This is a genomic window from Novosphingobium huizhouense (genome assembly GCF_020179475.1).
GTDB lineage: Bacteria > Pseudomonadota > Alphaproteobacteria > Sphingomonadales > Sphingomonadaceae > Novosphingobium > Novosphingobium huizhouense.
Map to the genome: position 1 here is coordinate 1 of NZ_JAILXZ010000010.1, position 696 is coordinate 696.

General features: G+C 69.7%; 1 protein-coding gene. It reads left to right on the forward strand.

Annotated features, from left to right (window positions below; translation table 11 throughout):
- Positions 1–579: aquaporin (locus tag K3A85_RS17750; protein ID WP_225207845.1), on the forward strand; the 579-nt coding region annotated here is incomplete at its 5' end.
- Positions 580–696 lie beyond the last annotated feature (117 nt).

Here is a 696-nt window from a genome sequence, read left to right on the forward strand (position 1 = left end):
GCGGTTGCGCTGCTCGGCAACACCATCGCCACCGGCGCCATGCTCTTCGTGCTGATCACGATGCTGGGGCCGATCTCGGGAGCGCACTTCAACCCGGCAGTGACGCTCGTCTTCCGCCTGCTCGGCGCGCTCGACACGCGCCAGGCGCTGGGCCACGTCGCGGCGCAGATCGCCGGCGGCATTATCGGCGTCTGGGCGGCGCATGCGATGTTCGGCCTGTCGGTGCTCGAGCTGTCGGCCAAGGTCCGCACCGGCCCCGGCCAGTGGACCGGAGAAACGATCGCCACTTTCGGCCTCGTCCTGACCATCCTCGGCACGCTGCGCCACCGGGCGCAGGCGGTGCCGGCAGCGGTTGCGCTCTACATCACCGCGGCCTACTGGTTCACCTCGTCGACGAGCTTCGCCAACCCCGCGATCACGCTCGCGCGGAGCCTGTCGGACACGTTCGCCGGGATCGCCCCGGCAGACGCGCCGGCCTTCATCGCCTGCCAGCTGGCAGGGGCGATGCTTGGCCTGGGCCTTGCCCGCCTGCTCTTTCCCGAAGCCGATCTCGCCAAGGATGCCCTCGCCGATGCCTGAAGCCGCCCGCGCGACCAACACCGTCATCAACACCGCGACCAACACCGCCCCGATCGACATCGTCGTCTACCACAACCCGGCCTGCGGCACCTCGCGCAACACCATCGCGATGATCCG